The sequence below is a fragment of the Candidatus Limnocylindrales bacterium genome (assembly GCA_035626395.1).
Classification (GTDB): Bacteria; Desulfobacterota; Binatia; order UBA1149; family CAITLU01; genus DASPNH01.
In genome coordinates, this window is the sequence record DASPNR010000042.1 from 751044 (window position 1) to 775424 (window position 24381).

22 protein-coding genes are annotated in these 24381 nt (G+C 67.7%); 13 read left to right on the plus strand and 9 right to left on the minus strand.

The genetic code is table 11. The annotated features are described in order from the left end of the window. The 3 genes from VEC57_18845 (at nucleotide 1) to VEC57_18855 (ending at nucleotide 3399) form a co-directional block, all read left to right on the plus strand. A complete protein-coding gene (locus tag VEC57_18845; protein HYC01199.1) occupies nucleotides 1–675 on the plus strand; it encodes a DUF3313 family protein in 675 nt (224 codons plus the stop codon). A 34-nt stretch (nucleotides 676–709) separates the two neighbouring features. Then, nucleotides 710–2173, plus strand: coding sequence for a hypothetical protein (locus tag VEC57_18850; GenBank protein ID HYC01200.1), 1464 nt, complete (start codon nucleotides 710–712; stop codon nucleotides 2171–2173). A gap of 311 nt (nucleotides 2174–2484) precedes the next feature. Then, nucleotides 2485–3399 carry an SRPBCC family protein gene (locus tag VEC57_18855; GenBank protein HYC01201.1) on the plus strand — a complete coding sequence of 305 codons (915 nt, stop codon included), beginning with the start codon at nucleotides 2485–2487 and terminating at the stop codon, nucleotides 3397–3399. Nucleotides 3400–3600: 201 nt separating this feature from the next. Here VEC57_18855 and VEC57_18860 read toward each other — a convergent pair whose 3' ends face one another. From VEC57_18860 to VEC57_18880, 5 genes are all read right to left on the minus strand, one after another. Next, on the minus strand, nucleotides 3601–4983 hold the full coding sequence (locus VEC57_18860; GenBank protein ID HYC01202.1) for an NAD(P)(+) transhydrogenase (Re/Si-specific) subunit beta: 1383 nt from the start codon (nucleotides 4981–4983) through the stop codon (nucleotides 3601–3603). Continuing rightward, a complete protein-coding gene (locus VEC57_18865) occupies nucleotides 4980–5276 on the minus strand; it encodes an NAD(P) transhydrogenase subunit alpha (protein HYC01203.1) in 297 nt (98 codons plus the stop codon). The genes VEC57_18860 and VEC57_18865 overlap by 4 nt, the downstream gene beginning before the upstream one ends. Before the next feature lie 37 nt (nucleotides 5277–5313). Continuing rightward, complete coding sequence (locus tag VEC57_18870; GenBank protein HYC01204.1) at nucleotides 5314–6432, minus strand: Re/Si-specific NAD(P)(+) transhydrogenase subunit alpha; 1119 nt, start codon at nucleotides 6430–6432, stop codon at nucleotides 5314–5316. 208 nt (nucleotides 6433–6640) lie between these two features. Next, complete coding sequence (locus VEC57_18875) at nucleotides 6641–7066, minus strand: hypothetical protein (protein ID HYC01205.1); 426 nt, start codon at nucleotides 7064–7066, stop codon at nucleotides 6641–6643. An 83-nt stretch (nucleotides 7067–7149) separates the two neighbouring features. Further along, nucleotides 7150–7518 carry an RNA-binding S4 domain-containing protein gene (locus tag VEC57_18880; GenBank protein HYC01206.1) on the minus strand — a complete coding sequence of 123 codons (369 nt, stop codon included), beginning with the start codon at nucleotides 7516–7518 and terminating at the stop codon, nucleotides 7150–7152. A gap of 113 nt (nucleotides 7519–7631) precedes the next feature. Between VEC57_18880 and VEC57_18885 the strand changes: the two genes are divergently transcribed. Next, on the plus strand, nucleotides 7632–8057 hold the full coding sequence (locus VEC57_18885) for a rhodanese-like domain-containing protein (protein ID HYC01207.1): 426 nt from the start codon (nucleotides 7632–7634) through the stop codon (nucleotides 8055–8057). 47 nt (nucleotides 8058–8104) lie between these two features. Here VEC57_18885 and VEC57_18890 read toward each other — a convergent pair whose 3' ends face one another. Both VEC57_18890 and VEC57_18895 read right to left on the minus strand, forming a co-directional pair. After that, nucleotides 8105–10402, minus strand: a complete 2298-nt coding sequence (locus VEC57_18890) for a DUF4215 domain-containing protein (GenBank protein ID HYC01208.1) — start codon at nucleotides 10400–10402, stop codon at nucleotides 8105–8107. Between the two features lie 163 nt (nucleotides 10403–10565). After that, on the minus strand, nucleotides 10566–11006 hold the full coding sequence (locus tag VEC57_18895; GenBank protein HYC01209.1) for a PaaI family thioesterase: 441 nt from the start codon (nucleotides 11004–11006) through the stop codon (nucleotides 10566–10568). Between the two features lie 55 nt (nucleotides 11007–11061). Between VEC57_18895 and VEC57_18900 the strand changes: the two genes are divergently transcribed. The 4 genes from VEC57_18900 to clpA all read left to right on the plus strand — a co-directional run bounded on the left by VEC57_18900 (nucleotide 11062) and on the right by clpA (nucleotide 16165). After that, complete coding sequence (locus VEC57_18900) at nucleotides 11062–12030, plus strand: alpha/beta hydrolase (protein HYC01210.1); 969 nt, start codon at nucleotides 11062–11064, stop codon at nucleotides 12028–12030. Continuing rightward, entirely contained in the window at nucleotides 12023–13177 is a 1155-nt protein-coding gene (locus tag VEC57_18905) for a GNAT family N-acetyltransferase (protein ID HYC01211.1), read from the plus strand. Before VEC57_18900 ends, VEC57_18905 begins: the two co-directional genes overlap by 8 nt. Nucleotides 13178–13380: 203 nt before the next feature. Further along, entirely contained in the window at nucleotides 13381–13710 is a 330-nt protein-coding gene (gene clpS / locus VEC57_18910; GenBank protein HYC01212.1) for an ATP-dependent Clp protease adapter ClpS, read from the plus strand. A 109-nt stretch (nucleotides 13711–13819) separates the two neighbouring features. Then, the gene (clpA, locus tag VEC57_18915) at nucleotides 13820–16165 is read left to right on the plus strand and encodes an ATP-dependent Clp protease ATP-binding subunit ClpA (GenBank protein ID HYC01213.1); all 2346 of its coding nucleotides are present in this window, start codon (nucleotides 13820–13822) and stop codon (nucleotides 16163–16165) included. 36 nt (nucleotides 16166–16201) lie between these two features. Here the strand turns inward: clpA and VEC57_18920 are convergent, their stop codons facing one another. Continuing rightward, complete coding sequence (locus VEC57_18920) at nucleotides 16202–17257, minus strand: NAD-dependent epimerase/dehydratase family protein (GenBank protein HYC01214.1); 1056 nt, start codon at nucleotides 17255–17257, stop codon at nucleotides 16202–16204. A gap of 244 nt (nucleotides 17258–17501) precedes the next feature. Here VEC57_18920 and coxB point away from each other — a divergent pair, with 244 nt between their 5' ends. The 5 genes from coxB (at nucleotide 17502) to VEC57_18945 (ending at nucleotide 23385) form a co-directional block, all read left to right on the plus strand. After that, nucleotides 17502–18551, plus strand: coding sequence for a cytochrome c oxidase subunit II (gene coxB, locus VEC57_18925; protein ID HYC01215.1), 1050 nt, complete (start codon nucleotides 17502–17504; stop codon nucleotides 18549–18551). Then, complete coding sequence (ctaD, locus tag VEC57_18930; protein HYC01216.1) at nucleotides 18548–21088, plus strand: cytochrome c oxidase subunit I; 2541 nt, start codon at nucleotides 18548–18550, stop codon at nucleotides 21086–21088. Before coxB ends, ctaD begins: the two co-directional genes overlap by 4 nt. Further along, complete coding sequence (locus VEC57_18935; GenBank protein HYC01217.1) at nucleotides 21085–21471, plus strand: hypothetical protein; 387 nt, start codon at nucleotides 21085–21087, stop codon at nucleotides 21469–21471. The genes ctaD and VEC57_18935 overlap by 4 nt, the downstream gene beginning before the upstream one ends. Nucleotides 21472–21493: 22 nt before the next feature. Beyond that, nucleotides 21494–22156 carry a cytochrome c oxidase assembly protein gene (locus tag VEC57_18940; protein HYC01218.1) on the plus strand — a complete coding sequence of 221 codons (663 nt, stop codon included), beginning with the start codon at nucleotides 21494–21496 and terminating at the stop codon, nucleotides 22154–22156. 77 nt (nucleotides 22157–22233) lie between these two features. After that, on the plus strand, nucleotides 22234–23385 hold the full coding sequence (locus VEC57_18945) for a c-type cytochrome (protein ID HYC01219.1): 1152 nt from the start codon (nucleotides 22234–22236) through the stop codon (nucleotides 23383–23385). A gap of 33 nt (nucleotides 23386–23418) precedes the next feature. Here VEC57_18945 and VEC57_18950 read toward each other — a convergent pair whose 3' ends face one another. Beyond that, nucleotides 23419–24228 carry a hypothetical protein gene (locus VEC57_18950; GenBank protein ID HYC01220.1) on the minus strand — a complete coding sequence of 270 codons (810 nt, stop codon included), beginning with the start codon at nucleotides 24226–24228 and terminating at the stop codon, nucleotides 23419–23421. Between the last annotated feature and the right edge of the window lie 153 nt (nucleotides 24229–24381).

Below are 24381 nucleotides of genomic sequence, written 5' to 3' on the forward strand. Positions count from 1 at the left end.
ATGCGCGCGAGCCGGTCGTTCGGGCATGCGGTCCTCCTCTGCTGGACGCTGATCGGCGCATGCAGCAGCGGGCCGCCCGCTCCGGCCGAGCCCGGCCGGAGCATCCAGGTCACCGAGGTCAACTCCGGCTTCCTCTCCGACTATGGGCGGCTGGCGCCCGCGCAGCGGTGGCCGACGCTGTTGGTGCGCCTGGACATGAAGGCGCGCCCGCAGAAGATCCATCTGCGGCCGGTCGAGATCTGGCGCGGCGGGACGCGTCACGAGGTTCACGAGCAGGACCTGCCGAATCTGGCAGACGCGCTGGCGCGGGTGGTTCGGACGGCGCTGTCGGAGTCGTTCGAGGTGGTGGCGGCACCGGGCCCCGGCGTTCACGAGCTGCGCATGGCGCTGACCCATGCCGGCCCCGACGCGCGCCGCTATGTGAAGCAGGGCGGGCCGCTGGGACGCCGGACCGGCCCGATGGGCATGACCACGCGCAACTTCGTCCGGGTCGCCGCGCTCGAGGCGGAACTGCTCGAGCCGGGAACGGTTCGGGCGACTGTCGCGGTCCTGGATCGCCGCGCGGCCGACGAGCTACCCAAGGGAGCGGCCGAAAGCTGGGAGGACGTGCATCATGCGTTTTCCTTGTGGGGGGAGCGACTTCGGGCTGTCTTCCAGGCGGCGGGTCCTATATGAAGGCGACGTTCGAACTTCGGGGGATTCACCAGAGATGCATGGTTCGAGAATACTTGCGCAGGCGCTGGGCCTGCTCCTGTTGGCTGCGGCTGCCACCGCCGAACGCGCCGAGGCACGGCGCGTTCACCTGATTCAGCAGGCGACCAACCTTACGGTCGGATCGATCTACGAGCCCAACATCCGGCAGGGCAGGGGCGAGTACATCACCTTCACCTCCGACGGCGACGTGCTCGGCTTCGGTACGGCGCACCTCGGCCGCCGCGAGGTCTATCTGTGGAGCCGCGACGATCGGGCGTCGGTGCGCGTGACCGAGTCCGGCCTGTTCGAAAGCTACGATGCCTCGCGCGTCACCGACGATTTTCGCACGCAGAAGCCGTCGATCATCGCCTTCATCTCCACTGCCGACCTGGATCCATCGGTCGGCAACGCCGATGCCAATCCCGAGCTCTTCATCTGGCGCCTCGACAACCAGCAGTTCCGCCAGCTCACCGACACCGTGGCGCCCGTCATCAACGAGCTGCCGCGTCCGTCCGACACGGCCGACTGCATCGTCTTCCAGTCCACTGGAGATCTGGACGACAACGACGGCTCCTTCCCCGGCAGCGCGCCCAGTGGCTTCCACAACGAGGACGGCAGCCTGGAAGTGTTCTACGTCGACTTCCACGACAACGAGCTGACGCAGTTCCACATCACCCAGATCAGCGACGGGCCCGTGGGCACGCGAAGCGAGAACGGCAGCCCGGGCGGGTACTTCTTTCCCAACCAGTGCGCGAACATCGCCTATCAGTCCGATCACGACCAGTTCGGCGACGGCGCCACCGGCGTCAACGTCTACGACTATCGCAAGGGCAGTGCGGTTCGTGATCTGGTTTCGGAGCCGGGAAATCTCGATGGCCTCAACATCGATCCCCGGATGTCGGGCACGGGGGTCAGCTCGGGCGGCCCGTCGACCGTCTTCGCCAGCAACGCCAATCTCTGGAACAACGGATCGAGCGGTTTTCAGATCTTCAAGTTCGCGATCCTGACCGGGGCGCTTCGGCAGCTGACCGGCGATCCGAACGGCGGCCATCGACGCCCGTCGGTCAGCGACGGCAGCACCGTCGTCGTGTTCGAATCCACCGGAGAACCGGCCGATCCGGCGCTCGGCTCCAAGCGCGGCCCCGATGGGCCGCACAACGCCGATGGCAACTCCGAGATCGTTCGTTTCGTGGGCAAGCGTGTGGTGCGTCCGATCACGCGCACGACCGGCTGCACCAACGACCTTCCCTCCATCATGGGCAACGGCCGTGGCATCGCGTTCCGCTCCGACTGCGATCTGGTGGCTGGCCACAACAGCGCCGGCGTCCAGCAGGTGTTCGCGTACTACGAGCTGCATCGCGGCGAGGAGCTGTACCAGATCGACGAATGCGCGATCACCGGCGGGTGCTGCAGCACCGCCAACGGCTGCTACGAAGAAGTGGTGGCGCGCGCGTACAGCGTGCCGCGACCGGGCCAGTGATCTGCTCCAACGCCTGATTTCCGTGCGCGCTCGGCGCGGCGGTCAGGTGGGCATCCCCCGTCCAAACCGCCTCTGCGATGCCATCGGCATCTGAGCCTCGCAGCGTAGGTGCGTCACATCGTCCCTCGGCTGCGGCCTCGTTGGCCCGCCATCGAGTCGCGCGTTCGTGCAATCGCCGCTCCGGGCGTTGACGCCTGCCGTCCATCGGCCCAGCCTCCAACCTTGGAACCGCGCGTGCAGGCTTGAATGTCTGTGCGGCGGGAAAGTCATCTGACCAAACCGCAGCGTCATCGACGCGAGAGGAGACAGACATGGCGAGCACCTCCAGCATAGTAGAAACCATCGACATCGCCGTGCCGGTTCGCACGGCCTACAACCAGTGGACCCAGTTCGAGGAGTTCCCGCAGTTCATGCAGAGCGTGGAATCCGTCAAGCAGCTCGATGACGCCACCCTTCACTGGGTCGCCGAAATCGGCGGACGCCAGAAGGAGTGGACGGCCAAGATCACCGAGCAGATTCCCGACAAGCGCATCGCCTGGACCAGCATCGACGGTGCCCACAACGCAGGCGTCGTCACGTTCCATCGGCTCTCGGACGAGACATGCCGTGTGACGCTGCAGCTCGAGTACCAGCCCGAGGGTGCCCTCGAAGCAGTCGGCGACGCCATCGGACTGATGACGTGGAACACGCGCGAGAATCTCGAGCGCTTCAAGTCGTTCATCGAGCAGCGCGGGGAGGAGACCGGCGGCTTCCGCGGCGAGATCCAGTCGCCCGAGGATCGGCGCGAAGGCACGCATCACGCGCAGCATGCGCAGAGCTCGAACTTCGCCACGCGAATGCCGGACCAGGGGTCGCAGCAGGGGCAGAGCAGCGGCATGAGCTCGCAGCAGGGCACCGGCGGCTTCGGCAAGCAGCGGAGTCAGAGCTCGGGCTACGGCGACCAGAGCGGCATGACCGGCACGCAGCAGGGCAGCGACTTCGGGCGCACCTCCAAGCAGCAGCAGCAGGGCATGGGCATGGGACAGCAGGGTTCCTCGCTCGGCTCTCAGCAGCAGCAGCAGGGCATGACGAGCTGGCAGCAGGGACAGGGCGGCGAAGGAATCTCGGGCGGTGAGGACTCACCCGCCGAAGACATCATGTCGCATCAGAACGAGCCGGCGTCGGCTCAGCGCGGATCGTCGACGCTGGCGAGCAAGACGACGTCGCGCGATCGGCGCCGGCAGTAGAGAGGCACGGGCGGCACATCGCCGCCCCACAGGTCACCCGTACGAATGTCACTGAGCACGCTTCTCGCGAGGGCCTGCTCAGTGATATCTACGGGGGAGCGGCACGGGCCCAACGGCTCGTGCCGCTCGCGTTTTGGGCCGTCAGGTCTGCACCGGGCGCAGCGCCTGGTGAGCTCAGAGGTCTGAGTGTCCTCTACTCCCCTACGCGAGCGCCTGGGCGATCTTCTCCAGCGTGTCCTTGGCGTCGCCGAACACGAGCACGGTGTTCGGCATCGTGAACAGGTCGTTTTCGATGCCGGCAAAGCCGGGATTCATCGAACGCTTCAGCACGATGCACGCCTTGGCCAGATCGGCGTTCAGGATCGGCATGCCATAGATCGGGCTATTGGTGTTGGTCTTCGCGGCCGGATTCACGACGTCATTGGCGCCCACGACCAGCGCAACGTCGGCCTCGGCGAACTCGTCGTTGATCTCCTCGAGCTCCTTGAGCGCATCGTAGGGAACGTTGGCCTCGGCCAGCAGCACGTTCATGTGGCCCGGCATTCGGCCAGCCACGGGATGGATGGCGTACTTGACCTCCACGCCTTCCTTCTCGAGCAGGTCGGCCAGCTCGCGCAGCGCGTGCTGCGCCTGGGCAACGGCCATGCCGTAGCCGGGGCACACGATGACCTTCTGGCCGCCGCTCAGAAGCATCGCCGCATCGCCGACGCTGGCCTCACGCACCTCGGCGCCGGTCGAGGAGACGGCCACCGCGCTCTCGTCGACCTTGCCGAAGGCGCCGAACAGCACGTTGGTGAAGGAGCGGTTCATCGCGCGGCTCATGACGATCGAGAGGATGAAGCCGGAAGCGCCGTCGAGAGCGCCAGCGATGATGAGCACGTTGTTGCCGAGGGCGAAGCCGGTGGCCGCGGCCGCCAGGCCCGCGTACGAGTTCAGCAGCGAGATCACCACCGGCATGTCCGCGCCGCCGATTGGGATCACCAGCAGCACGCCCACGGCGAAGGCGATCAGCAGCATCGGGTAGAGCATCCACGACAGCGCCGGCCAGGCCGTCATGCCCACCAGCAGGAGGACGGCGGTGGCGAACAGCGCGATGTTCGACTCGTTCTGGTAGGGGTAGGTGATGTTGCGTCCGGGAATGACGCCCTGGAGCTTCCCGAACGCCATCAGCGAGCCCGTGAAGGTCAGGCCGCCGAACAGCACCTCGAACCCGAGCGCACCCATGGTGATGCGTGCCAGCTCGTGGCCGAGTTCGTGCGTGTGATGGTAGTACTCGGACACGCCCACCAGCGCCGCCGCCAGGCCGCCGAAGGCGTGGCTCAGCGCGATTCGCTCGGGCATCTTCGTCATCGGAATGAGCGCCGACATGGCGACGCCGATGGCGCTGCCGATGCCGGCCGAGATGATGATCCACTTGTAGGTGACGATGTCGGGATGCATGAGCGTCCCGAGCACGGCCGCGGCCATGCCGGCCTCGGCCATCCAGACGCCGCGCCGCGCGGTCTCGGCGCTGGTCAGCCCGCGCAGGCCGAGGATGAACAGGACCGAAGCGACGAAGTAGAGGAATTCGGCCAGACCGCTCACGCCCTGCCTCCACCACGCTTGCGGAACATCTTCAGCATGCGGTCCGTGATCAGGAAGCCGCCTACGACGTTGATCGTCGCGGCCAGCACGGCGATGAAGCCCAGCACGGTGCTGAAGCTGTTGTACTGAGCCCCGGCCGCCACCAGCGATCCGACCAGCGAGATGCCGGAGATCGCGTTGGTGAACGCCATCAGCGGCGTGTGCAGCAGCGGCGGAACACCGCTGATCACGCCGTAGCCGACGAAGGCGGCCAGGACGAAGACGTAGAGTCCGAAGAACATCTCGGGCGTCATGTGTGCTCCTTGAAAAGACGCGCGGCGGCAGCGGCGCCTAGGCGCCGACGGCCTCGGCGACCTGGCTGTCCGCGATCCTGCCTTCGTGCGTGACCACGCAGCCGCGAACGATCTCCTTATCGAAGTCGTACTGGAGCTGCCCGTCCTTGAGCATGTACAGCAGCAGCTTCTCGACGTTGCGCGAGAACATCGAGCTGGCGTCGCGGGCGGCGTCGCTCGGAAGGTTGGTCGGACCGATGATCTTGATGCCGTTTTCCTCGACGATCTCGCCGGGCCTGGTCAGCTCGCAATTGCCGCCCTGCTCGGCGGCAAGATCGATGATGACCGAGCCCGGCCGCATGCGCCGAGCCATATCGGAGGTGACCAGGCGCGGCGCCGGCCGCCCAGGAATCAACGCCGTCGTGATGCAGACGTCGGCCTTTTCCAGGTGTTTCGCGATGACCTCGTTGGCGCGCCGCTGGAACTCCTCGCCGACCTCCTTGGCGTAGCCGCCGGCGGTCTGAGCGTCGGCCTGGATGCCGACGTCGATGAAGGTGGCGCCGAGGCTTTCGACCTGCTCCTTGACGACGGCGCGCACGTCGTAGGCCTCGACCACGGCGCCGAGGCGCCGCGCGATGCCGATGGCTATCAGCCCGGCCACGCCGGCGCCGAGGATGACCACTCGCGCAGGCTCGATGCGGCCGGCCGCCGTCATCAGAAGCGGGAAGAGCTTGGGCAGGTGCTGAGCGGCCAGGATGACCGAGCGGTAGCCGGCCACGGTGGCCTGCGAGCTGAGGACATCCATGGCCTGGGCCAGCGTGGTGCGCGGGATGCGGTCGAGCGAGATGGCTGTGACGCCCCTGTCGCGCAGGCTGCGAACCAGGTCGTGCTGCACGAGCGGGAAGAGCAGGCTGACGATGGCTGCGCCCTGCCGGATGGCCGCCACCGTCTCCGCCGTAGGCACGTTGACCTGCACGATCGCGTCGGCCTCGGAGAATAGCGCCACTCGCGTGTGGACGATGCGCGCGCCGGCCGCCTGATACTCCTCGTCCGAGAAGCCGGCGGAGGCGCCGGCGTCGGATTCGACCAGGAACTCGACGCCCTTGGCCGAGAGGCGCTTGATACTGTCAGGAACGAGGGCGACGCGGCGCTCGCCCTCGCGGATTTCTTGAGGCACCCCGATTTTCATCGCGCGGCAACCTAGCGGCGAATGGGGTGGGCGGCAACTGGTGTGGGTACAGGTCGGACTCGAGATGTCCTGCGCCGGTGTCCGAGGGGCCGACGCCTACAAAACGAAGGCGATGCATCGCTGCATCGCCCTCGCTTTCGGCAGGAGGAGATTGTGCCGCGTGTTGCGGCACGTGCCGAGACTCTGGCAGCCGGCGTCAGCCGGCCTTGCTCATCGGCTCCTCGTCGAGCTCATCCAGATCGACATCCTCGTCGCGGCGGCGCTCGCTCAGCTCGACGATGCGCGGGGCCTTGCGGACCCGGCGCGCCGCAGTCTGCCGCAGGGGCGCCAGGCCCGTGCGGATATAGTCGGCGCTGACGCCGAGCACGTCACAGATGTTCTCGAAGGAGAAGGGCCATTCGCGGTCGCCCGAGAAGATCCACTCCGCAGCCTCGTCGTGGAGGTCGCGTCCGCGCGGATCGCGCGAAAGGGCGTACTTCTGGTAGCACTCGACGGCATCCCGGAGGATGGCCAGCATCAGCCCCCGCTCATTGGAGCCGCCGGCGTCGCGGCCGAGATTGGCGAAGAACTGCTCCGGCATGAGGGCATCCGGCTCGAAAAGCTTGGCGGTCGTATCGGCCATTTCCGTTTCCTCAAGGCCTCTGACGGCGCGGTCTCTTGAATATTCTCAACAGGGCGAAATTAATCGGCGGTCCCCAAAGGCCCTCAGCGCCCCCGCAACCTGGCCAGCGCGCGCCGATCCCGTTTGCCGGGGCGGCCCATGCCGGGTTGGAAGGCGGCCTTCTCGGATTTGAGCTCGGCTGCCAGCCTCTCGCGCTTCTCCTTGCTCGCCGGCGTCTCCTCGTAGAGCAGGGCCGCCTCCGGAGCACCACGGCGGACGTCGGAGAGCGCCAGGACAATCACAGTTCGCTCGACCCGGCCAGTAGTTACGACGATTTCCTCGCCTATCCGGACAGGTCGCGCGGCCTTCGCTCTGACTCCGCCGACGTGCACGTGCCCGCCGGCCACGGCCTCGCTGGCGAGGGAGCGCGACTTGAAGAACCGCGCCGCCCACAGCCACTTGTCCAGACGCACGCCGTCCTCGTGCCGTGACGGACCTGGCTCCTGTGCTCGTCCCATCGCCTGGAGCGATCCTAGCCCGCATCCGCCGTGTTGCCACCGGTCCAGGCCGCGACTAGCTTCCGCCCATGGCGATCAAGCGAGTGGAACCCGACGAGGCCGCACGCCTCATGAACGACGGCTGGACCTACCTGGACGTGCGCTCGGTACCCGAGTTCGAGCAGGGCCATCCGGCCGGCGCCTTCAACATCCCGCTCCTGGACATGGTGCCGGGCCAGGGGCTGCGTCCGAACCCGGCCTTCGTGGTCGAGGTCAGGAATACGTTCCCGCCCGATGCCCGCCTCGTCGTGGGCTGCAAGAGCGGGGGCCGCTCGGCCAAGGCGGCGCAGATGCTGGCCGAATCCGGCTACACCAACGTCGTCGACATGCGCGGCGGGTTTGGCGGCGAGACCGACGCCGGCGGCCAGGTCACCTGCGCCGGCTGGCAGGCGCGCAAGCTTCCCACCTCCTCGACGGCTGAGCCGGGGCGGTCCTACCGCGAGCTCAAGAAGTAACCCGCCGGGCACCTTCGCGGCGGTGCGAAGGTGCCCCAGCGCCTCGATCACAGCCCGGTGAATCGGTTGTGCGTCAGCACGACATTGTCGCCGAGCTCGATCGACGTCACCGAGCTTCCGCCGCCGAACAGCGCGCCGTCCCAGTCGGTGCCGATCTTGAGGACGATGCGGCCATTCGGGCAGAAGAGCGTGCCGCCGCCGGTGTTGTCCTCGCCGATCTCGCAGCGCGCGTTGCCCGTGCCCTTGCTGTAGATCAGCAGGTGATCGGCCGTCAGGCCGTTCTGCAGATTCCAGATCCAGTTCTGGTCCGAGTTCAGCGAAGTAGCGATGCGCAGGATCATGACGGTGTTGGCGCTGCCGCCGCCGTCCAGATTGATCGTGACGTTGTTTCCGCCGGTGATGTTGTCCAGATCGATGACGTTGAGACCGCCGGGGTTCGTCGCCGTGATCGTCTTGGTCGATCCGCCGGTGATGCCCGTGAAGGTCGCGCCGAGATTCTGCGTCGCGGCCTGGGCATTGAGCAGCCCCGCCGTGCTCGTGGAGATGGCCGTCTGCGCGTCGATGCATTCATCGACACGCACGTCGTCGCCCGTGGTGTCGTAGAACGTCGGTGAAGGCGTCTTGTTGACCTGCTGTCCGGGGCCGATCGAGCTGAAGCCGACGCCGGGCAGGGATGCGCCGGCAACGCCGCTGACGCGGGCGTTGTTGGTGACGATGTCGCCGCCGTCGACGTTGGCGAAGGAGTCGAACTCGGTGCCGGGCGTCGTATTGTCGCCGCGCGTGGTGACGATGTCGCCGTCGGTAACCGAGTTCTGGCCGAAGACGCCGAAGTTGCCGCACCAGTCGCCGGTGCTCTGGACGCCGTTGTTGACGTCGATGCGCTTGTCGTTGTCGGTGCCGGGATTGCCGACGGCCAGCCAGCGGCAGGCCACGCCGGTGACGACGTAGGAGGTGGCGGTGCAGTTGCCGAGGTTGCAGGCCGAGGCGCTGGAGCACTCGTCGCCGTCGTCGCACGCGCCGCCCTGATTGTCGGGCGCCTCGGCGCACACGCCCGCGCCATTGCACTGGGGTGAGGTGCACACGCCGTCGGGAGCATCGGTGCAGGAGCTGCCGGCCGCTTCGAACGTGCAGTCGGCGGCGCAGCAGTCGCCGTTGTCATTGTTGCCGTCGTCGCAGGCCTCCGGGCCCGAAGTTGAGCCGTTGCCGCAGGACGTGCAGGCGGTGGTGCAGCCGTCGTCCTCGTCCATGTTGCCGTCGTCGCATTCCTCGCCGGTGTCGGTGACGCCATCCCCGCAGATCGGCTCGGTGCAGTTCTCGCGGCAGGCATCGGGCGTGGTGTTGCTGTTGCCGAGCCCGTCGTCGCACTCCTCGGCACCGTTGTCGTTGATCGTACCGTCGCCGCAGAACTCGTCGACGCACGCGGACGTGCAGCCGTCGCCGCTGATCTCGTTGCCGTCATCGCAGCCTTCGCCGGCATCGATGACGGTGTTGCCGCAGTCGGGACAGCTTCCGTTGGCAAGCGCGTCGTCGAACAGGTCGCAGTCGCGGTCCAGCGCATAGGCGGCATCGAAGATGCGGCAGACGCGGCATTCCAGGCGCTCGATGCTGCAGCTGGCGAGGCCGGCCGCGTCCGTGTCGTCGCCGTAGACGCCGCAGATGCCGGAAAGGCCGGGGTAGATGCCGGCCAGATCTCCGGCGGGGCACTTCACCGACAGCAGCGCCTGCACGGTTCCGGCCGCCTTGAGCACGCGCCCCTGCGCGTCGGTGGTGATGGAGTCCAGGCACCCTTCCATGCTGGCCGCATCGACGACGGTGCCGTCCTTGAGCCCGATCTTCAGGCAGCGCTCGACTTCCTTGTGCATGGCATCGTGCAGCTTGCGCCAGGCGCCGGTGATGGTGGAGGAGCACTTGCCCTGGGGATCTGCGCCCGAGCTGGCGGCCAGGGTGGCGTCGAGGTCCTCTTCGAACGCATCGTACATCAGACCGAGATTTTCGGTCACGTAGCCGTCCTCGACCGTCGCGGCGTCGGTGTAGCCGAAATCCGGATCGGTCGGGCATGACGTGGCTATCGCCGACGCGATCTTGGCCGCTGCCTTCTGCACCTTGCCCTTGAGATCGGCCGAGAGGCAGTCCTGCGCCGTGACGCCGTCGGGCAACGCGTCCTTGGCTGCGCGGCGAATGCAGGCCGAGGCATCCTTCAAGACGGCGCCGCTGATCTTGCGTGCCGACTTCACGATCTTGTTCAGGCAGGCCTGCTGCGCCTTGTCCTGCTGATCCGCGGGTGCCGTTCCTGCAGCCGCGACCAGCATGGCGGCGGTCAACGCAACGAGACGAATGGCTTTCATTGGTTCCCCCAAGCTTCGATGTACGGGATCGGCAGTTCCCCGCTGCCGGCAACGCCGGACTTTGTATCCCGGTGCACACGCATGGGAAAGGCGGAAAAAAGGGGGCGCGTGCGGATTCTTCGCGTCGCCGAGCGGGCCTCCGGGTGCGCAAACCAGGCCGCGCCTAGGGCGCCGGCTCCTCGATGGGCCGTGAGAAGAACTTGCCGCTCGAGCGCACCAGCCGCCGGCCCTCGCGCAAGATCTCGGCCTCGATGACGAGGTAGCGAGGATGCTGGCGCGAGGCGACGAACGCACGAACCTCCAGATCCTGCTCGACAGGGCAGGGCTGCTCGTAACGGACGTTCAGCTCGCCGGTGACCACACGCACGTTCTCGAGGAAGACGGCGGCCGCGCACGAGAGTTCGTCCAGGATCGTGGCCACGATACCGCCATGGGCGATGCCCGGCGCGCCGTGGAACTTGTCGGGAATACGGTACGTGGTGCGCACCCGGTCGCCGTCACGGAAGAACCGCAGGTGCAGGCCTGCCTCGTTGCTGCGCGAGCAGCCGAAGCAGCCGCCGTCGCCGAATGGAAAGAGCAGCTCGTCCCGATGCGCCTGCGACACGGACGGCGATCTACGGGAAATCGACGCTCGGACCAAACCCGTATAGGAAGGCCTGGTGAGCACGAGCGGCGAGCTGCGGCGCGGTGGCGCGCGCGTGCGCGACCTCGACCTGCGATGGATCGAGCAGGGTCGCGGGCCGCTGGTTCTGCTGTGTCACGGGTTCCCGGAATGCTCGTGGTCGTGGCGGCACCAGCTGCCGGCGCTGGCGGCCGCCGGCTTTCGCGCCGTTGCGCCCGACCTTCGCGGCTACGGCGACACCGTCGGACCGACGGCGCCGCACGATTGCGACGCGGTCGCGCTGAGCGAGGACCTGGTGGCCCTGGTTCAGGCGCTCGGTCACACCAGCGCGCTGCTGGTGGGGCACGACTTCGGCGCGCTGCTGGCGTGGCATGCCGCCGTCCTTCGGCCTGAGCTGTTTCGCGCCGTTGCCTGCCTGTCGGTCGGTTATCCGACGTTCCTGACCGGGGCGCGGCCGCCGATGGAGATCCTGCGGGAGCGGACGGGGCAGGACTTCCACTACATCCTCTACTTCCAGGAGCCGGGGGTGGCCGAGAAAGAGCTGGAGGCCGACGTACGCCGAACTCTGCTTGCCGTGTTCTGGGCCAGCAGCGGGGAGGGGGCGCAGGCCGGCGCGCCGTTCGTTGCCGGCACGCGGTCGCGTTTCCTCGAAGGCATTCCGGCGCGCATGCCGTCGTGGCTCGCGGAGGAAGACCTCGACGTCTACGTGCGGGCGTTCGAGCGCAGCGGCTTCGGCGGACCTCTCTCCTGGTATCGCGCCTTCGACATCGGCTGGCAGCGCCTCGGCGATCGCCGCGGTGCCGACGTGGAGGTTCCCGCGCTGTTCATGGCCGGCGCGATCGATCCTGTTCTCGCCTCCACCGGCGGATTGCTCGCGCGCATGCGCACACGGGTCCGGCATCTGGAGCAGTCGATCGTGCTCGACGGCTGCGGCCACTGGATTCAGCAGGAGCGTCCGAAGGAAGTCAGCGCCGCCCTCGTCGACTTCGCCGGTCGCCATGTCTGACGAAGCGCGAGTCGAGCTGCTGCCCTCCCTCGACGGCGTCGATGCCGCCGAGTGGAACGCGCTGGTCGGCCCCGACGATCCGTTCCTCGAATACGAGTTCCTGCACGCGCTCGAGACTTCCGGCGTCGTGGGCCAGTGCACCACGTGGCAGCCGCGCCATCTGACGGTGTGGGACGGCAAGCGCCTGATCGGTGCGATGCCGCTGTACGTGCGAAACGATTCCTACGGCGAGTACATTTTCGACTTCGGCTGGGCCGAGGCCTATGCGCGCGCCGGCATGCGCTACTATCCCAAGGCGGTTGCGTCGGTGCCTTTCACCCCGGTGACGGGTTCGCGGCTGCTGGTGGCGCCCGACCGCAGCTTCGATGCCGTTGCCGCCGTCATGGTCGATGCTCTTCCACGCGCGGCCGAGGCGCTCGAACTCTCGGGCGTTCACGTGCTCTTCCCGCGCCGGCACGAGCACGACTTCCTGGTCTCTCGCGGCTTCCTCTCGCGCATCACGCACCAGTACCACTGGTTCAACCGCGGCTACCGCACCTTCGACGACTACCTGGCCGACCTGCGCTCCAAGAAGCGCAAGCAGGTCCTGCGCGAGCGCGCCGAGGTTGCCGAGCAGGGCCTGAAGGTGACGCTGATCGAAGGCGACGCCGTCACGCCCGAGCACGTGGCAGCCGTGTGGCGGTTCTACCTGGGGACCGCTGAGCGCAAATGGTCGCAGCCGTACCTGGTGCGCGAGACGTTCGAGACGCTGGCGACCACGTTCCGCAAGAACCTGGTGCTGGTGCTGGCGCACGACGGGCGCCGCTACGTCGGCGGCACCTTCAACGTGCGAGGCAGGAACGCGCTCTTTGGCCGCTACTGGGGAACCATCGGCCATTATCCCTCGCTGCACTTCGAGTGCTGCTACTGGCAGCTCATCGAGTACGCCATCGAGCGCGGCATCGAGCTGGTGGAGGCGGGCGCGCAGGGCGAGCACAAGTTCCTTCGCGGTTTCGTGGCGCGTCCAACCTACAGCGCCCACTGGATGGCCCATCCCGGCGGTTTCCGCGCCATCGCCAACTTCCTCGAACACGAGCGCGAGTACGAGGGGGAGGTGATCGAGCGCTACAACCGGGTCTCGCCCGTCAAGAGCGAACGCTCGAAGTGACCGCTCCGGCCGCCCCAGCGCGCAGTGGCGCCGGCCGGCGCCTGCTTTGGCGTGCGCAGATCGCGAGATGCGGCGCGCGGAAGGAAGGCGCCGTCGAAAAATTCCGTGCGGCCGGCGTTGCGCGTGCAAGGAGGTGCGAGGGATGAGTTGGTCGGCACCCGCCGCGTTGACCGAGGACCCTTCGAGACTACAATCCACCCAGGATGGCCGATCAGCAGGTACCCGTGCGCCGCGACGAGGGCCAGGTCCTCAGCCGAGAGAAGACGCGGCTGAAGCGGCCGCCCATGTATGCCGTCGTGCTCCTCAACGACGACTACACCCCCATGGAGTTCGTCGTCTGGATCCTCCAGATGGTCTTCTACAAGGACCACGCGGAGGCGACGCGCCTGATGCTCCAGGTGCACCACGAAGGCCGCGGAGTGGCCGGGATCTTCACGCACGACGTCGCCCGCACCAAGGCGGTCCAGGTCGAGCAGATGGCGCGCAAGCACGAACACCCTCTGGCATGCACCATCGAAGCCGTGGAAAGCTGACGGGAAGGGGATTCGATGATTCGCGACGGCCGTCCGTCCGAGAACTGACGGGAATTGAAGGTCCGATGGGCGCGGCAGGCCGCGGCCTGAGCAACGAGAATACGAGACGATGCTGATTTCGGAGGAACTGGAAAAGACCCTGCAACGCGCGGTGGACCGGGCCAAGGCCGGCCGGCACGAGTTCGTGGCACCCGAGCACCTTCTCTTCGCGCTCACCTCCGATGCCGTGGCAGCCGACATCCTCGTCCACTGCGGCGCCGACCTGGACGGCCTGCGCCGGGAGGTCGACCGCTTCCTCGAGGAGCACATGCCCTCGTACCCGCCGCACGTGGCCGGACCCGACGGCGGCACTCCCGATCCCAGCTACACCATCGGCTGCCAGTTCGTGCTGCAGCTTGCCGCCTCGCACGTGCAGTCCTCGGGCAAGTCGCAGATCGACGGCGGCAACGTGCTGGCCGCGCTGTTCCGCGACGACGAGTCGCACGCGGCCTACTTCCTCAAGAAACAGGGCGTCTCGCGGCTGGACGTCGTCCGCTACATCTCCCACAAGGTTTCACGCGTGGCACCTCGCGGTCTTCCCTTCGAAGGCGGCGCGTCCGGCAGCGATGAGGAAGGCGAGGGCGGCTCCGGTCCCGTTTCCGATCCGCTCGAGGCGTTCTGCACCAACCTCAACGCCAAGGCCGCCGAGGGCCGGCTCGATCCGCTGATCGGCCGCAGCCCCGAGCTCGCGCGCACGATCCACATCCTTGCGCGCCGGCGGAAGAACAACCCCGTGTTCGTCGGCGATGCCGGCGTGGGCAAGACGGCCATCGTCGAAGGTCTCGCCCTGAAGATTCACAAGGGCGAGGTGCCCGAGTATCTGAAGGACGTGACGATCTACGCGCTCGACATGGGCGCCCTGCTGGCCGGCACGCGCTATCGCGGCGACTTCGAGGAGCGGCTCAAGGCCGTCATCGACGCGATCCAGGCCGACCGCGACCACCGCATCCTGTTCGTCGACGAGATCCACAACATCATCGGCGCGGGCGCGGTCTCGGGCGGCGCGATGGACGCTTCCAACATGCTCAAGCCGGCGCTGGCCAGCGGCGACATCAAGTGCATCGGCACGACCACGTACAAGGAGTACCGGCAGATCTTCGAGAAGGACCATGCGCTTTCGCGCCGCTTCCAGAAGGTGGACGTGGGCGAGCCCTCACACGATGAGTCCATCGACATCCTCAAGGGCCTGCAGGGCCGCTACGAGGACTTCCACGGCGTCAGCTACACGCCCGGATCGATCAAGGCTTCGGTGGACCTGTCGGCCAAGCACATCAACGACCGCTTCCTGCCCGACAAGGCCATCGACGTCATGGACGAGGCCGGCGCCGAGGTGAAGCTGCGCGCGAACAAGGCGCCGGTGTCGGTCGATGCGGCGCTCGAGATCGACGTCGCCGCGGCGGCCGGCGCCGACGACGGCGCCGAAAAGAAGCGGCCGCGCGTGACGACGCGCGACATCGAGAATGTCGTCTCGCGCATCGCCAAGGTGCCCACGCGCAGCGTCAAGGTCGACGACAAGAGGCGCCTGGAGACGCTGGCGCGCGACCTGAAGCTTCTCATCTACGGTCAGGAGCAGGCTGTCGAGCAGGTCGTCAACGCGATCCAGCTTTCGCGCGCGGGCCTCGGCGAGCCCGACAAGCCCATTGGCAGCTTCCTGTTCGCAGGGCCTACGGGTGTCGGCAAGACCGAGCTGGCCAAACAGCTGGCGGCCGCGCTCGACATCGCCTTCGTGCGCTTCGACATGTCCGAGTACATGGAGAAGCACTCGGTCTCGCGCCTGATCGGCTCGCCGCCGGGCTACGTCGGCTTCGACCAGGGCGGCCAGCTGACCGAGGCGATCCATCGGACGCCGCACGCCGTGCTGCTGCTGGACGAGATCGAGAAGGCGCACCAGGACATCGACAACATCCTGCTGCAGATCATGGATTACGCCACGCTGACGGATAACAACGGCCGCAAGACCGACTTCCGCAACGTGATCCTGATCATGACGACCAACACCGGCGCGCGCGAAAGCATGGCCAACTCGATCGGATTCGAGTCGAAGGCCGACTTCACCGGCAAGAGCAGCAAGGCCATCGAGACGGCGTTCAATCCCGAGTTCCGCAACCGCCTGACGGCCATCGTGCAGTTCCGCGCGCTCGGCATGGACATCGCCGAGCAGATCGTCGAGAAGATGGTGGCCGAGCTGGAGGCGCGCCTGAAGCCGCGCGGCATCGACCTGGTGCTGGATCCGAGCGCGCGCGCGTGGCTGGCCAGGAAGGGCTACGACGAGAAGTTCGGGGCGCGCCCGATGCGGCGCCTGATCGAGAACGAAATCTCGCACAAGCTGTCCCACGAGATCCTGTTCGGGCGTCTGGCCAGGGGCGGCAGCGTCACGATCAAGGGCGGAGAGAGCGGGCTGGCGTTCGAGTTCTGAGGGCCCGCCGCCATGACGGCGGGCGCATCCCGCGCCTCACGCCGCCTCCCGGCTCCCCACTCCCGTCGTGATCTCCCACAGCCGCAGCGGCCCCTTGCCGCCCGGCTCCAGCGGCGGCGTGGCAAATCCCGCTCCGTCGCGCAGTCCCGCCAGCAGCTCGCGCAGCGCATCGATGGCCGTGAAACGCGGCGCCCATCCCAGCTCGTCGCGAGCGCGCGCCGTGCTCATGATCGGCACCCGCATCGCCAGGTCCACCCAGCCGACGTCCGAGGGCTGAAGGTGGAGACGCCAGGTCGCCGACGCGGCCATGCGAAGCGGAGCCTCGGGCATGCGAATGGGCCGCGCCGACAGCACCGCGGCGAGCGCCGGTCCGTCCAGCACCGGCTCGGCGGCGACGTTGAAGGCGCCGCGCACCGGCCGAAGCAGCGCCAGGCGGGCAGCTTCGGCGACATCGATGGAGTGCACGGCCTGGAAACGCAGCGTGGCAACGTCCGGCACCACCGGCACCAGGCCTGGACGCAGCAGCACGTTCGGGAAGAAAGGGCCTAGGAAGAGGCGGCGGATGCCGGAGGCCGCCTCGCGTTGGAAGATGAGGCCCGGCCGCAGGCGCACGACACGCACGTGCGCATTGGCCGCTTCGAACACGTCGAGCATGCGCTCGACGGCCGCCTTGTGGCGCGAGTACGGCGAGGTGGCGATTCCTTCGCTCGGCCAGCTCTCTTCGACCGGCCGGTTTTTGGGACCGGGGCTGTACGTGCCGACCGATGAAGCGTGCACGAGCGTTTGCACGCCGGCTTTCGCCACGGCCTCCATCACGCGCGCGCTGCCGTCGATGTTGGTGCGCCGAAGGATGTCCTCACGATGCGAGGGCTGGATGAGCCACGCCAGGTGCACGACTGCGTCGGCACCGCAGAAGTGCGGCGCCAGGTCATCGGCGGCCACGTCGGCCTGAACCCACGACGTCTTGTCAGGCCGCCACGCCGGCAGCCGGCGCGCGATACCGACGATGCTCGAGAACTGCGGATCGGATGCGAGGGCGGAGACGAGGCTGGTGCCGAAGTTCCCGGTTGCTCCGGTGATGACGATGCGCACGATGTGCTCCTCCCTGCCTCGGCCGCGCAGCGGCGGCGCGAGTGTCGGTGACGTCGAATCACGATCGGCTCGCCGTGCTCATTGTCAATGCGAGCGGTCCCTCACTCGGCGCACCATCGCCAACAGCGCACCTGCTCGCGGCATGCCGCTCCCGGCGCATGATTTCCCGGCGCCGACGACCGATTGCGCCCATACCGCGGCGGCAAGTCTTGCTCGCCGCGCCGAGGCGACCTACGCGTGAAGGGTGGACCTGCAATCCGCCCTCGCACCCATGGGGCAGGGCGCCGAGCAGATCGCGCACCTCTTCCGATGGATGGCCTGGGGTGCCGCGGCGATCTGGGCAGCCGTGACGGCGCTTCTCCTGTACTCGATCCACGGACGCCGCCGCCTGCGCGATGAGCATCAGGCGCGGCTGCTGATCATCGGCGGCGGCATCGTCTTTCCCGCCCTCGTGCTGACAACGCTGCTCACCTATGGCCTGGCGCTGCTTCCGGACCTTCTGGCTGCCGCGCCACCGGGCAGCGTTCGCATCGAGGTCACCGGCGAGCAGTGGTGGTGGCGCGTGCGCTATCCATCGGGGCACACGCACATCGAGCTGGCGAACGAGCTTCGCTTGCCGGCGGGTGAGCACGTCGAGCTCGAGCTCCGTGCAGCCGACGTGATCCACTCGCTCTGGATCCCTTCGCTCGGCGGCAAAACCGACATGATTCCCGGCCGCACCACACGGATGCGTCTGGGCCCGTCGCGCTCCGGCGTCTATCGCGGCGTCTGCGCCGAGTACTGCGGGGCTTCGCACGCGCTGATGGCGCTCGACGTGCACGTCGTGCCGCGCGAGCAGTTCGATGCGTGGCTGGCCGCGCAGGCGCGACCGGCAGCGGGTCCGCATGATGGCGCCGGCGGCGAGGTCGCAGCAGCGGACCATGGTGACGCTGGAGCAGCCGCTCGCGGCGGCGCCGGTACTGCAGCGACCGGCGGTGATGCAGCCGCTCGCGGCGGCGACCTGTTTCACCTCTACGGCTGCGGTGCCTGCCACACGGTTCGAGGCACGCCCGCGCGCGGACAGGTCGGTCCCGACCTGACGCACGTGGCCAGCCGCCGCGTTCTCGCGGCCGGCACGATTTCGCATGCGAGTCACACCGGCGCGCTGCACCGCGTCCCCGATCGCCGCGCCGCGCTGAAGCAATGGATCGCACGCAGCGAGTCGCTCAAGCCCGGCGTCCACATGCCGGCCTTCGACATGCTCGACGAACGGGAGCTCGACGCGCTGGCCGCCTATCTGGAAGGCCTTCGGTGAAGACCGACGAGCACGATCCCTCCCCGCTGCGCCAGGCCCCGCCGCCCGAAGTGCGGCGCGCCCAGGAGGAGCGACTCGCGCAGGCATGGAAGCTTCCGGCCGGCTGGCGCTACTGGTCGGCAGTCAACAACCAGGACGTGGGCTTCTGGTACACGACCGCGGCGTTCCTGTTCTTCCTGTTCGCGGGCGTGCTGGCGCTGCTGATGCGCGTGCAGCTGGCGCTGCCCAACAACACCTTTCTTTCGGCGCAGACCTATAACCAGCTCTTCACCCTGCACGGCTCGATCATGATGTTCCTGTTCGCGGTGCCGATCTTCGAGGCATTCTCGATCATGGTGCTGCCGCAGATGCTGGGCGCACGCGACCTGCCGTTCCCGCGCCTGTCGGCCTTCGGCTTCTGGAGCTTCGTCATCGGCGGCGTCTTCTTCTGCGGCTCGATCTTCTTCGGCGCCGCGCCCAGCGGCGGCTGGTTCATGTATCCGCCGCTGACTTCCGGCTACGACCGCGGCATCGGCCCCGACATCTGGCTTCTGGGCCTCTCGTTCATCGAGGTTGCGGCGATCGCGGCGGCCGTCGAGCTCATCGTGGGAATTCTCAAGTGCCGGCCGCCGGGCATGCGGATCAACCTCATTCCGCTCTACTCATGGTATCTGCTGGTGGCGGCGGTGATGGTGCTGTTCGCGTTCCCGCCGCTGATCGCCGGCAGCCTGCTGCTCGAGCTCGAGCGCGCCTTCGGTTGGCCCTTCTTCGATCCACGACGCGGCGGCGACCCGCTCCTGTGGCAGCACCTGTTCTGGATCTTCGGCCACCCCGAGGTCTACATCATCTTCCTGCCGTCGATCGCGATCGTCGCGATGATCGTGCCGACCTTCGCGCGCATCCCGATCGTCGGTTACAGCTACGTGGTTCTGGCCGCCGTCGGCACGGGCTTTCTGAGCTTCGGGTTGTGGGTGCACCACATGTTCACCACCGGCCTGCCGGGAATCTCGCTCGGCATGTTCTCGGCGGCATCGCAGGCGGTGGCGCTGCCGACGGGCCTGCAGATCTTCTGTTTCCTGGCCACGATGCTGGCCGGGCGCATGACGGTCTCGGTGCCGGTGCTGTTCACGCTCGGCGGGCTCTCAACGTTCATCATCGGCGGGCTGACGGGCGTGATGGTGGCGCTGGCGCCGTTCGACTTTCAGGCGCACGACACGTTCTTCGTAGTCGGCCACCTGCACTACGTGCTGATCGGCGGCAGCATCTTCCCGGTGGTGGCGGGCTTCTACTACTTCTTCCCGCTGGTCAAGGAGCGAAAGCTGTCCGAGCGTGCGGGACGCGTCGCCTTCTGGCTGATGCTGGCGGGTTTCAATGTGGCGTTCCTGCCGATGCACTGGAGCGGTCTGCTGGGGATGCCTCGCCGCGTGTACACGTATCCGGAAGGACTGGGCCTGGAATGGCTGAACCTGGTGTCGACCATCGGCGCCTTCATCCTGGCCAGCGGAATCGCCGTGTTCGTCGTCGATGTGTTCCGGCCGAAGAGGAATGCGCCGCCCAGCGAACGCAATCCCTGGAAGGCCGGCACGTTGGAATGGCTGACCGAGATGGCCGACACGAAGTGGGGCATCCGGTCCATTCCCGAGATCGACAGCCGATATCCGCTGTGGGACCAGCCGGACTTCGAGCGCGACGTCGACGAGGGCCGCTTCTATCTGCCCGACGCCGAGGAGGGGCGGCGCGAGACGCTGGTGACCAGCGTCATCGACGCCGCGCCTGCGCAGTGCCTGCGCCTGCCGGGACCCACGTTCCTGACGCTGTGGGCGGCAGTGCTGACGGGCGGCATCTTCATCTTCTCGACCTTCCACCTGTGGTGGGCGGCGCTGGCCAGCGGCGTAGCGGCAACGGCCGTCATCCTGGTGTGGCTGTGGACGGGAACGGCCGACATTCCCGAAAAGGCGCACAAGGATGTGGGGCTCGGGCTGACGCTGCCGCTGTATGCATCGGGGTCGGAGTCGGTTGGGTGGTGGGCGATGCTGATCACGATGCTCGGCATCTCGGCAGCATTCGTCTCCCTCGTGTTCGCGTACTTCTTCTTCTGGACGATTCACGAGGATTTCCCGCCGCGCCAGGGCGCCGCCACGCTTGCGGCCGCCTGCGTTGCCGGTGGAGCGCTGGCACTGCTGTCATGGGCGCTGACGCTGGCGGCGCGCTACTGCAACGGGCGTGACGTCGCCGCCGCCTTCTACGGCGCGATGGCCGGCTCCATTGCCAGCGCCTTCGCCGCCGGTGGCGTGCTCCTTGCCGGCCCGTGGCGCGCCGGACTCGATCCGGCCGCGCACGTCTATCCTGCCATCGTATGGTCGCTGGTGGGCTGGACGGTGCTGCAGCTGGCGCTCGGCGTCCTGATGAACTCGTATTGCATCGCGAGGCGATTGGCGGGGCGCATGACCGCTCGCTTCGACATCGACATCCACAACGTGGCTCTCTACTGGCACTTCGTTGCGGCCACGGTCGCCTTGACGGTGGCCACCGTCGGCCTCTCTCCGCTGATTGCATGAACGCCGACGACGCCGATCTGCTCCATGAGAGCCGGCAGAGCCTCTGGCAGGTCGTCGCCTCTCCGTCCCTGTGGGGCGTGCACTTCCTTGCCAGCTACGGCACGGCGGCGGTCTGGTGTGCGAAGGCCGGCGCGGGCGGTCTTGGTGGAGCGCGTCTGGCCATCATGGCTTTCACGATGATCGCGCTGCTCGCCATGGCCCTCATCGGATGGCGCGGCTATCAGCGCCACCTCTTTGGTGGTACCGGCGGGACTCACGAGTACGACCGGGCCGAGGATCGCCATCGATTCCTCGGCCTGGCCACCGTTCTGCTGACGGGCCTGTCGGCCCTGGCCACGGTCTTCACGGCGATGGCCGCGCTGGCCTTCGAGGATTGCCGATGAAGCGTGCTGCTCCTGCGGCGCCATGCGCTGCACTGCCCAACGAGGGTTGCCGGTGAAACGTGCGACACTTGCGGCCGCGTGCGCCGTGCTGGCCACGTGCTGGATGGGCCCGCTGCCGCAGCTGGCGCAGCGCGCGTTCTTCGCGCACATGGCGGTGCACATGCTCGTCGTGGCCGCGGCTGCGCCGCTGCTGGCGATGTCGGTTGCGGGCACGCGAGCCGATCCCGTCGCGCGCTGGCCGCATCTGTTTCCGCCGCTGCCCGTCTCGCTGGTGGAGCTGGTGGTCGTGTGGGCCTGGCACATGCCGGCGCTGCACCATGCGGCACGTCACGACGGCACCGCCTTCGTGCTCGAGCAGACGACGTTTCTGCTCTCGGGCCTGCTGCTATGGCTGGCTGTCCTTGGCGGCGGCCGCGTGCACCGGGCGGCGCAGGGCGCGGCGGGAGTGGCCGCGCTGCTGCTGACCTCGATGCACATGACGCTGCTCGGTGCACTGTTGGCACTGTCGCCGCGTCCTCTCTTCGCCCATCACGGCTCCGCTTTCGGCCTGAGCGCGCTGGAGGATCAGCACCTCGGCGGCGCGTTCATGCTGCTGGTCGGCGGCCTGACCTACACCGGCGGCGGCCTTTGGCTGATGTCCGAGCTGCTGCGCGCGCGGCGGCGGGAAGGCGAGGCTTTGTCGTGAGCGCACGCGTGCGATCGTTGCTGCGCGCGGCGACGTTTCGGGTCCGCCCTCGCCGCGCTCTGATCCGTGTCGGCTTGTTGGCATCGTTTCTCGCCGTCCTGGTGCTGGTCGTCGTCGCTTCCGGCATCGTGCCGGTGAAGGCGAGCTCGGGCCATTGGAAGGTGACGGACCTGTTCCTGCATTTCGCGATGCAGCGGTCGGTGGCCACGCACAGCCTCGCCGTCGCCGAGCCACCCCGGCTCGACGATCCCGCGCTCATCATGCTCGGCGCGTCGCACTACGAGCTCGGCTGCCGTCCATGCCACGGCCTGCCCGAGACGGAGATGCCGCGCATCCCGCAACGCATGACGCCGGCGCCGCCGCTCCTGCCGCCCACGCTCTCGCACTGGAAGCCGCGCGAGCTGTTCTACATCGTCATGCATGGCGTGAAATTCACCGGCATGCCGGCATGGCCGGCGCCCGAACGTGACGACGAGGTGTGGGCCGTGGTGTCATTCCTGCTCGCGTTCCCGGGGATGAGCATGGACGAATACCGGCGCCTTGCGCTGGCCGAGCGGGAAGAGGGGTCGTTGGTACAGAACGCTGCGTCGGCGGCGGGCGTGACTGCGCAGGCGGATGCTACCGTCCCGCTCGATGACGCTGCAGCGGGCGTGCAGCCGCCGGCGGTTCGTGAGGTGCAGGCAATCGTCGCCAGCTGCGCGCACTGTCACGGAGACGACGGCGCCGGCCGCAGCAACCTGGTGCCCAGCATCGCCGCACAGCGCGAGCGTTATCTGCGCAATGCCCTTGTCGCCTACGCTCGCAACGAACGCAGCAGCGGGATCATGGAGCCGGTCGCCGCGGCGTTGAACGCCGCGCAGATCGAGCAGTTGGCCAGGCACTATGCGTCGCTGCCCGCCAGGCCGGGCGCGGGTTCCGGGCGCGACGTGCGGAGTCGTTTTCGTCGCTCGATCGAGCGCGGGCGGCGCATCGCCGAGCAGGGCATCGCCCGCGAGCGCGTGCCGGCATGCTCGGAGTGCCATGAGCCGCAGGGCCGGCGGTCCAATCCAGCGTACCCGAGGCTGGCGGGACAGCACGCCCGCTATCTCGTCGCCCAACTCGAGTTGCTCCAAAGCGACCGCCGCGGGGGATCACGCTTCGTGCGGCTCATGCGGCCGGTTGCCTCCCGCCTGACGATACGTCAGGCGCGGGATGTGGCGCGGTACTACGAAAGCATCGAGACGCATTGAAGGCGGCCGTGCGGCCACACCCGAACGGCGGAGCTACGATTTGTCGAAGCAGGAGCCGTTCTTTCCGTTGCCGTCATCGAAGGTGTCGCAGTCGAAGCTGAGATTGTCGCCGATCGTCTCGGTCAGGCAGACGTGGCAGCGGACCTGCGCCTGCAGACAGTCGGCAAGCGGGCCGCCCGTCAGGCCATCGCAGGAGCCTTCCGAGAACGGCGTCGCCACGCCGCCGCACTTCTTCTCGACGGTCGTGCCGATCTTGCCGGCGCTCTTCGCAAGCTTGCTCTTGCGATCCTGACTGACGCAGGTGGCCACATCGGCGGCATCGTCGAATGCCGCGCCGCTGTCCTTCAGGCCCTGCTTCTTGCATTTGTTGAACGCTTTCAGGTGCGCCTTGTAGAGCCTGGTCGCGCTCTTGAAGACCTTCGCCTGGCACTTGCAGCCGGCCGCGTCGGTGCCGCACAGGGTCACGCCGCTGTTGGAGCCGAACACGTCCCCGGCGAAGTTGGCGGCCTCGAACTCGGTGCGGCTGTTGACGTTGCCGGCGCTGGTGAAGCCGAAGTCGGGCGTCTGCGCGCAATGCTTGTCCTGCTGGTCCAGGTTCTTCCCCTGCGCGCTGACGAGCTTCGCATCGTTGCCGGCACACGCGAAGATGTCTTGCGGCTCACCGCTCGCGCGGGCCGTGACGCACTTGGAGAACGCCTTGTTGTAGGCGCGGGCCACCTTGGCCATGCCCTTGTTCATGGCATTGATGCACTGCTGTTGGTCCTTCGATTGCTCCTGGGCGAACGCGGAGCCGTGGATCATGGCCACCCCGAGCATCGTGGCCAGCGCCAGCGGATGTTTCATGGACCCTCCTTGCCGGCCGGCTCGTGCCGATGCAGCCGCGCCATGGCAGCAAGCCTTCTCGCCGAGCGCGGCGGCGTTGTAAATGCGTTCGTGAGCCGCGCGCGCCGTTTTACCCGCGTGGGGGCCGCACCGCCTTCGGCCGCGACGGCTCGG

What these genes read in the sequence shown, in the direction of transcription:
- VEC57_18850 (HYC01200.1), top strand. Translation starts at nt 710, where the DNA reads ATGCATGGTTCGAGAATACTTGCGCAGGCGCTGGGCCTGCTCCTGTTG.
- VEC57_18885 (HYC01207.1), top strand. Translation starts at nt 7,632, where the DNA reads ATGGCGATCAAGCGAGTGGAACCCGACGAGGCCGCACGCCTCATGAAC.
- VEC57_18855 (HYC01201.1), top strand. Translation starts at nt 2,485, where the DNA reads ATGGCGAGCACCTCCAGCATAGTAGAAACCATCGACATCGCCGTGCCG.
- VEC57_18940 (HYC01218.1), top strand. Translation starts at nt 21,494, where the DNA reads ATGCGCTGCACTGCCCAACGAGGGTTGCCGGTGAAACGTGCGACACTT.
- clpA (HYC01213.1), top strand. Translation starts at nt 13,820, where the DNA reads ATGCTGATTTCGGAGGAACTGGAAAAGACCCTGCAACGCGCGGTGGAC.
- VEC57_18890 (HYC01208.1), bottom strand. Translation starts at nt 10,402, where the DNA reads ATGAAAGCCATTCGTCTCGTTGCGTTGACCGCCGCCATGCTGGTCGCG.
- VEC57_18905 (HYC01211.1), top strand. Translation starts at nt 12,023, where the DNA reads ATGTCTGACGAAGCGCGAGTCGAGCTGCTGCCCTCCCTCGACGGCGTC.
- clpS (HYC01212.1), top strand. Translation starts at nt 13,381, where the DNA reads ATGGCCGATCAGCAGGTACCCGTGCGCCGCGACGAGGGCCAGGTCCTC.
- VEC57_18865 (HYC01203.1), bottom strand. Translation starts at nt 5,276, where the DNA reads ATGACGCCCGAGATGTTCTTCGGACTCTACGTCTTCGTCCTGGCCGCC.
- VEC57_18845 (HYC01199.1), top strand. Translation starts at nt 1, where the DNA reads ATGCGCGCGAGCCGGTCGTTCGGGCATGCGGTCCTCCTCTGCTGGACG.
- VEC57_18935 (HYC01217.1), top strand. Translation starts at nt 21,085, where the DNA reads ATGAACGCCGACGACGCCGATCTGCTCCATGAGAGCCGGCAGAGCCTC.
- VEC57_18875 (HYC01205.1), bottom strand. Translation starts at nt 7,066, where the DNA reads ATGGCCGATACGACCGCCAAGCTTTTCGAGCCGGATGCCCTCATGCCG.
- VEC57_18950 (HYC01220.1), bottom strand. Translation starts at nt 24,228, where the DNA reads ATGAAACATCCGCTGGCGCTGGCCACGATGCTCGGGGTGGCCATGATC.